The organism is Hymenobacter rubripertinctus, from assembly GCF_003583925.1.
GTDB lineage: Bacteria > Bacteroidota > Bacteroidia > Cytophagales > Hymenobacteraceae > Hymenobacter > Hymenobacter rubripertinctus.
On the sequence record NZ_QYCN01000008.1, the window covers coordinates 135,488 to 142,584 of the forward strand.

General features: G+C 58.9%; 4 protein-coding genes. 2 read left to right on the plus strand and 2 right to left on the minus strand.

Features of this window, described 5'->3' with window-relative positions; genetic code table 11:
* Positions 1-125: 125 nt before the first annotated feature.
* Complete coding sequence (locus D0T11_RS07410) at positions 126-1,388, minus strand: SUMF1/EgtB/PvdO family nonheme iron enzyme (RefSeq protein ID WP_182888295.1); 1,263 nt, start codon at positions 1,386-1,388, stop codon at positions 126-128.
* A gap of 68 nt (positions 1,389-1,456) precedes the next feature.
* Positions 1,457-2,512, minus strand: a complete 1,056-nt coding sequence (locus tag D0T11_RS07415) for a PorP/SprF family type IX secretion system membrane protein (RefSeq protein WP_182888296.1) — start codon at positions 2,510-2,512, stop codon at positions 1,457-1,459.
* Positions 2,513-2,771: 259 nt separating this feature from the next.
* On the opposite strand from D0T11_RS07415, the gene D0T11_RS07420 reads away from it, so the two are divergent.
* Both D0T11_RS07420 and D0T11_RS07425 read left to right on the plus strand, forming a co-directional pair.
* Positions 2,772-5,861: an AsmA family protein gene (locus tag D0T11_RS07420; RefSeq protein WP_119655147.1), complete on the plus strand. Its 3,090-nt coding sequence runs from the start codon at positions 2,772-2,774 to the stop codon at positions 5,859-5,861.
* Between the two features lie 123 nt (positions 5,862-5,984).
* The gene (locus D0T11_RS07425) at positions 5,985-6,833 is read left to right on the plus strand and encodes a DUF4382 domain-containing protein (RefSeq protein WP_119655148.1); all 849 of its coding nucleotides are present in this window, start codon (positions 5,985-5,987) and stop codon (positions 6,831-6,833) included.
* Positions 6,834-7,097: the final 264 nt, after the last annotated feature.

The following is a 7,097-nucleotide window of genomic DNA, read 5'->3' on the forward strand; positions in this document are numbered from 1 at the left end:
GCCACCCTGAGCTACCGCATACTCCCACCGAACAAAAAAACAGCCACCCCGCAGGAGGTGGCTGTTTTTGTTGATGATTTGCCGAACGAATCAGCGAAATCAATTTGATCAGCGGTAATCCGTGATTAACGGTTAGAACCGGCGTTAATCATGGCGCAGCGGAAACCGATGGTGGCCGTAGCCGAATCCTCGGCCATGAAGCGGCGCGTACCGGGCGAGAGCCAGTAGGCTACGTCACGCCAGGAGCCGCCTTTGTACACGCGCACGTGGTCATCGATGAGCGACTGGTAGCCTTTCTTGTCGTACTTCTCCGAAGGGTCGAGGAAGCCGTTGCGGCGGAAGGGGTTCAAATCTTCCACATCCTCGTAGGAAAGCGGACGGTAGATATCCTGCACCCACTCGTTTACGTTGCCCGACATGTTGTACAGGCCGTAATCGTTCGGCGGGTAGGAGTAGATGTACTCCGTAATCATGGCGCCATCATTGAGCGAGCCGGCAATACCGGCGTAGTCACCACGGCCCCGCTTGAAGTTGGCCAGGAACTGGCCCTGCTTGCCGCCGTACGGGTTCCGCACCTGACGACCATCCCAGGGATAAATCCGCTTATTCTCCTGGTTTTCGTTGCCGGTTTCCTGGGTACCGATGAGGGCCTGCGCGGCGTACTCCCATTCTGCCTCGGTGGGCAGACGGTAGTTTGGCAGCGTGTTGCCATTCTCGATGGACACCTTGGTGCCGCCGCCGCCGTCATCGGCAGTGCCTTCGGCCGCGTCGCCACCCTTGTTCTTGCGGCCAAACAGGCCACCTTTCTTCTTCTTCGGCGCGCTGCCCCCGTCGTCGCTGTCGCCGGCCAGACGCTCGTTCACCTTGGCCGTGCGCCAGGTGCAGTAATCATTGGCTTGGAGCCAACTCACACCCACTACCGGGAAGTAGCGGAAGCCGGGGTAACGCAGGTAGTAATCCACGTAGGGGTCGTTGAACGACAGCTCGCGGGCCCACACCGTCGTGTCGGGCAGGGCCGACATGTAGAACTCCTCGGCCGAGTCCTTGCGCACGTAGTGCAGGTATTCCAGCCAGTGGATGTTGGCCACCTCGGCCTCATCCATGTAGAAGGAAGCCAGCGTCACGGTCCGTTCGATGTTGTCGTGGGTCATGGCAATATCCTCCTCGGCCGAGCCCAGGACGGTACGCCCACCTTCGATAAATACCAGACCAGGACCATCAGGGATACCCTGATAATCAGACACCTTCATGCCTTCTTCGGTGTTGTACTCAATGCCCGTAGTCGAGCTGTACTTACCGGGCTTGGTAGCCGTGGGCGGCCCGCCTTTACAGGCGGCCAGTGCGCAGGCTCCCACTACAGCAAAGCGCAAGTACTTGGAAAAATTCATGATCAAGTTGAAACTACCTGTTAGAAAAGCGTTTAGACAAGGCAAGTCGGCTGCAATAATACAAAAAATTAGAAGCTTGGGCAAGGAATTGACGGGTAATTCCGGCGTTTTAGCCGGCGCCAGGCTGCTTCTACCGAATCAAACTCCCGCAGGGTCAGCGAAAGTTCGTGCGCGCCGCCTAAATCGGCGCTGAACTGACTCAGGCTGATATCGTAGCTGTAGCCCAGCCGGAAGCTGCCCACGCTGACGCCCGTAATGGCCGTGAGCACCTGCTGGGGCCGTGGGGCACCCGGCAGCGGCACGCCCCGGTACACGGCTCCCAGCGTGAGGGGCGTCGCCGTAAAGTACAACCCGGCCTCGGCCCGCTGGGAGCCGCCCTGCCGAGTGTAGCTGGCCACCGGCGTCAGGCTAATTTCGCGCTGTTCCCGGGTGGTAGTCACCCGCACGAAGTACTGCTTGTAACCCGTTTGCAGGTTCAGGCGCAGGGGCAGCCGGCTCTGGGTCACGAAGCCCAGGTTGGGCTGGTTGAGGTGCTGGCCCGCTACGCCCACCCAGAACCGCTCGGTATAGAGCAGGCCGCCCACACCGGCAGTTACGTAGTGCACGGGCTGAAAGTCGGCCACTTCCAGGCTGAAGTCGCGGGCCACGCCATCATCGGAAAGCTGGTCGCCGAATACCAGGTTGCCGTAGCTGATCCGTTGCAGACCATAGCTCAGCGAAGCGCCCCCGCTCAGACTCAGCTGCTCATTCAGACGCAGGTGGTAGGCATACACGCCCCCGGCCTGAAACCGGGTATAGCCCAGGCCGCCCGTGCGGTCGTAATCTACGAGCAACCCGGCGGCACTGTGCTGGTGCTGGAACCGGTAGTCGGCCGCGAGCTGGCTGGTCTGGAACGTGCCGGCCAGGGTGGGAAACTGATTCCGGTAGTTGAGCGTGATGCTGTAGTCATCGAGCAGGCCGGCATAGGCAGGATTGGTCTGCATCCGGGTAGCGAAGGGCTGGGCGAAGTACAGGTCCTGGGCCGAAGCGCCGCCGCCGGCCAGGCACAGCGCGGCTACTGCCCACCACCGGAAGCGGGACGGAACCTGAACTGTAGTTACCTGTTGAAATCCTGCGCTTTGCATACGTGGTCTGCTAACGGGCCAGCCCCGGCTTTTGGTATGTGGTTGGGGCCGCTTGGTGCCCAATGTGGGATTTTCCTGCCTGATTTTCGTTATCATTCGCCGGCCGGCCTCACCCGGAGTAACCTCCGCCCCCGCCCGGCTCCTGTTACGGCGGGCACCGCCCAGCGTTTCCCGCTACTTTTGCCTCGTATCTTAGTCAGCTGACTGCCACCGATTTTCTACGGGCAGCCCGGTTTCGTCTCTTTTCTTCTTTTCCGTTATGCGCAAGTTTCTGATTGGCCTGGGAATTTTCCTGGTCGTACTGATAGCCGGTCTGGCCCTGGCTCCTTTTCTGTTCAAAGATAAAATCCGGGCCGCATTCGACCAGCAGCTGGCCCAACGGGTTCGGGCCAACGTGGAGTATGACCCGGCCAACGTGGATGTCACGCTGCTGAGCAGCTTTCCCGATCTGTCCCTGCGCCTGAACGATCTGCGCATCATCGGCCAGGATTCCTTCTCCCGCGACACGCTGGCCTACCTGCCCGAAGTGCGGGTGGGCCTGAATCTGATGAGCGTTATCAGTGGCGACCAGATCAAGATCAATAGCGTAGTGCTCGAAGAGCCCGCTATCAGCATTCAGGTGCTTAAGAGCGGCCGGGCCAACTGGGACGTGTTCGTGTCCGATTCGGCCGCCGCTACCCAGGGTCAGGACACCACGGCCGTGAGCCTGGCCATCAAGGGGTGGAAAATCAACAATGGGCACCTGCGCTACGAGGACCGCAGCATTCCGTTCGGCATGGAACTGAAGGGCCTCAACCACTCCGGCTCCGGCGACTTCGAGCAGAACATCTTCGATATGGTGAGCCAGACGACGGCCGAAAGTGCCTCGCTCAGCTACGACGGCGTGAAATACGTGAGCAACAAGAAGCTCGACGCCGACGTGACCATGGCCATGAACCTGGACAAAATGCTTTTCACTTTCAAGGACAACCAGGTAAAGCTGAACGATTTTCCGGCCAGCTTCCAGGGTACCATCGGCCTGCCCAACGCCACCGACATCACCTACGACCTCACCTTCAAGGCCCTCGAAACCGATTTCAAAAACATCCTGAGTCTGGTACCCGGCGCTTACAACGCGCAGTTCAAAGACATCAAGGCCACCGGCAAAGTGGCGTTCGAGGGCTACTACAAAGGCGTGCAGAACAGCCTACAAATGCCCGGCTACGGCGTGAACCTGCAAATTAAGGACGGCAGCTTTCAGTATCCTTCTTTGCCCGACCAGGCCCGCAACATCAACGTGGACATGGTGGTGGATAACCCTTCGGGCTTCACCAACAGCGTAAAGGTAAACGTGAAGCAGTTCCATCTGGACCTGGGCAAGAATCCCATCGACGGCAACGTGGCCATTGATGGGCTGGAGCCCATGAAAGTGGACGGCCGCGTGAAGGCCAACGTGGACCTGGCCGAGATGCTGAAGGTGTACCCGGTGCAGGACTTGCTGCTGCGCGGCAAGCTGTTCGTGGATGCTACCGCCAAGGGCGTGTACTCGGCCACCCGTATGCCCGTCATTCAGGCCAGAATGAACCTGACCAACGGCTACGTGAAGAGCAAGCAGTTCCCGGCTCCCATCGAAAACCTCACGCTCAACGGCACCATCACCAACCCCACGGGCCAGGCCAACGATACCAAAGTCAACATCCCGCAGTTTCGGATGCTCCTCGACGGGGAGCCGCTGGAGGGCCGCGTGGTCACCCAGGGCGTAGACAAGCTGGCCTTCGATGCTGATGTGAAGGGGACCGTGGACCTGACCAAAATCACCCGAATTTTCCCTTTGGAAGGCATGACGGTGACTGGCCGCCTCAATGGCAACGTGGCTACCAAGGGCAACATGGCCGATATCGAGGCCGGCCGTTACCAATCGGTGGTGGCCTCGGGCACGGTGAAAGCCAGCAACATCACCTACAAAAGCCCCGATCTGCCCCAGGGCATGAAAGTCACCACGGCCACGGCTACCTTCAACAACGACCAGATTGTGCTGCGCGACATGAAGGGTTTTGTGGGCTCCTCGGATATTGCGGTGGCCGGTACCATCAGCAACTACATGGGCTATCTGTTCGTGCCCGGCCAGCCCCTGCGCGGCGACTTAACCCTGAATTCGCAGCGTTTTAATGTGAACGAGTGGATGGTTGACGAAGTGAGTGCCAAGCCCACAGCTGGTGCGGCCGCTGCTACGAAAGCCCCTGCTGCCGCCACCAAGGCCGACGGCGTACTCCAGATTCCGAAGGAGTTCGACCTGACCATGAACACGACCGTAGGTCAGGTTATCTATGACAATCTCAAGCTCAACAACGTGCAGGGTGCCGTGGTAGTGCGCAACCAGACGGCGACGCTTCGCAACCTCACCTTCAACACGCTGGGCGGCAGCTTCGCCACCAACGGCTCTTACAGCAGCCAGAACCTGGCGCATCCCAAGTTCGATTTCGGCCTTAACATCAAAAATCTGAATTTTCAGAATGCCTTCGCGGCTTTCAACTCGGTGAAAACGCTGGTACCGCTGGCGGCTAACCTGGAGGGTATTTTCTCCACTAATTTCAACGTGGCGGGCGAAATGGGGCCTGATATGATGCCCAACTACAGTACGCTCAGCGGCAAAGGGGTATTCGATATTATCCGGGCAGCCGTAACCAGCTCACCCATCCTAACGAAAATCAGCAGCCTCACCCAACTGGAGGAGTTGAAAAACTTCGCGGTGAACAACAAGGATGTAGCCGCCGAAATTATCAACGGCAACTTCGTAGTCCAGCCCTTCGACCTGAACGTGGGCCAGATCAAGATGACGGTGGGTGGCTCTAATAACATCAGCAGCGGCGGCCTCGAATATGTGACGGCCCTCGACGTGCCCACCGGCAAGGTCGGCAACGCGCTTAACGGGCAACTCACCCGCCTCACCGGCGTGCAGGACATCAAGGGCACCGAGCGCGTAACGCTGGGCCTGACCATCGGGGGCACCATCAGCAACCCACAGGTGAAGCTCAGCAGCGGCAGCGTGAAGTCGCAGGCCAAGGATATTGCCAAAAGTCTGGTCACGAGCGTAGTGCAAAGCAAGCTCACCGATTCCAAGCTAAAGCTGGCGGCCAAGGGCCAGTTGGCGCAGGACAGTCTCAAACAGGTAGCCGCCCTCAAGCAGGAAGAATTGCAGGCCCGGGCCCAGCAGGAAATCGAAAAGAAGCGCCTGGAAGCGGAAGCCAAACTACGGGAGCAGGCCAAGAAAGGGCTGAACAGCCTTTTCGGCAAGCCCAAGACCCAACCGGCCACCCCAACTACTCCCGCTCCTAAAACCCCGGCTGATACCACGAAAAAGGCAAACTAGCCGCACTCAACCAAGATTCCGGTCAGCATGCAATTTGTGGCCGGTTAATTGCACCACCGAAGTGGCTGTTCATGCGTAAGCGCACGAACAGCCACTCTTTTTTTCACCCCAACTTACAGCCGCATGATGCGCTTTCAACGCCCCCTATCCTACGCTCTGCTGGCCGCGCCGCTCGTGCTGGCCGCCTGTAGCAGCAGTTCCGACGACAAGTTCCCCAACAACCTGGAAATCCGCCTCCAGGATGCTCCCGGCGATTTTCAGGCCGTCGTGCTGGACGTGCAGCAAATTGAGCTCCACCAGAAGGAGGAGGGCAACCCCGACGGCTGGCAGTTGCTCCCGTTTCAGGCCCAACCCATCAATGTGCTCGACTATGTGAATGGTCGCTCGGCTCTGCTCGTAAGTACCGACTTCGACCCGGGTACGCTGAAGGAAATTCGCCTGCTGCTGGGCCCCGACAGCTACATAATAGGCCGCGACGGGCAGCGCTACGATCTGAAAACGCCTAGCGGCCAGAGTTCGGGCATCAAGCTCAAGCTAAGCAAGGAAAACCTTCACCAACTGTCCGGAACCTATCAGCTGCTGCTCGACTTCGACGTAGCCAAATCCATCACGGAGCGCGGTAACTGGAAACCCGGCAACGATAAAAAAGAGCGTTATCTGCTCAAACCAGTCATCCGGGTAGTAGCCCAGAATATCAAGGGGGGCATGCGCGGTACCGTTGCCCCGGCGGTGGCCAGACCGCAGGTATTGGCCATCCGTTCGTCCATCACCCCAGCCGATACATTCAGCACCAGTGCCGATGTGGCGGGCGCCTACCAATTGGGCGCACTGCCTTCCGGTACCTACCGGGTAGAGTTCTTCCCTTCTGCCAGCGCACCTGCCAACCAACCCAGTTACAAGCACGTTGTTCGCACCGGTATCACCGTTACCAATGATCAGGTAACCGATTTAGGTACTACCAGCCTGCAATAAATCCCCCCTACGAACCAGATGAAACCAAGCACGCCCCTTCCGTAGCAGGAAGGGGCGTGCTTGTGTAGGGGGAAGCCATAACGTAAATCTGATTAAGTCAAGCCGGGCTGGAGCTGGGTTCTATAAACGCAAGAAGCCCCGCGCATCCATCCCGGGTGAAGGGGACTGGACGCCGCGGGGCGACTTGTAGATAAGGTTGGCGGCGACCGACTCTCCCACCGGTGAAGGCAGTACCATAGGCGCTCCGGGGCTTAACGACTCTGT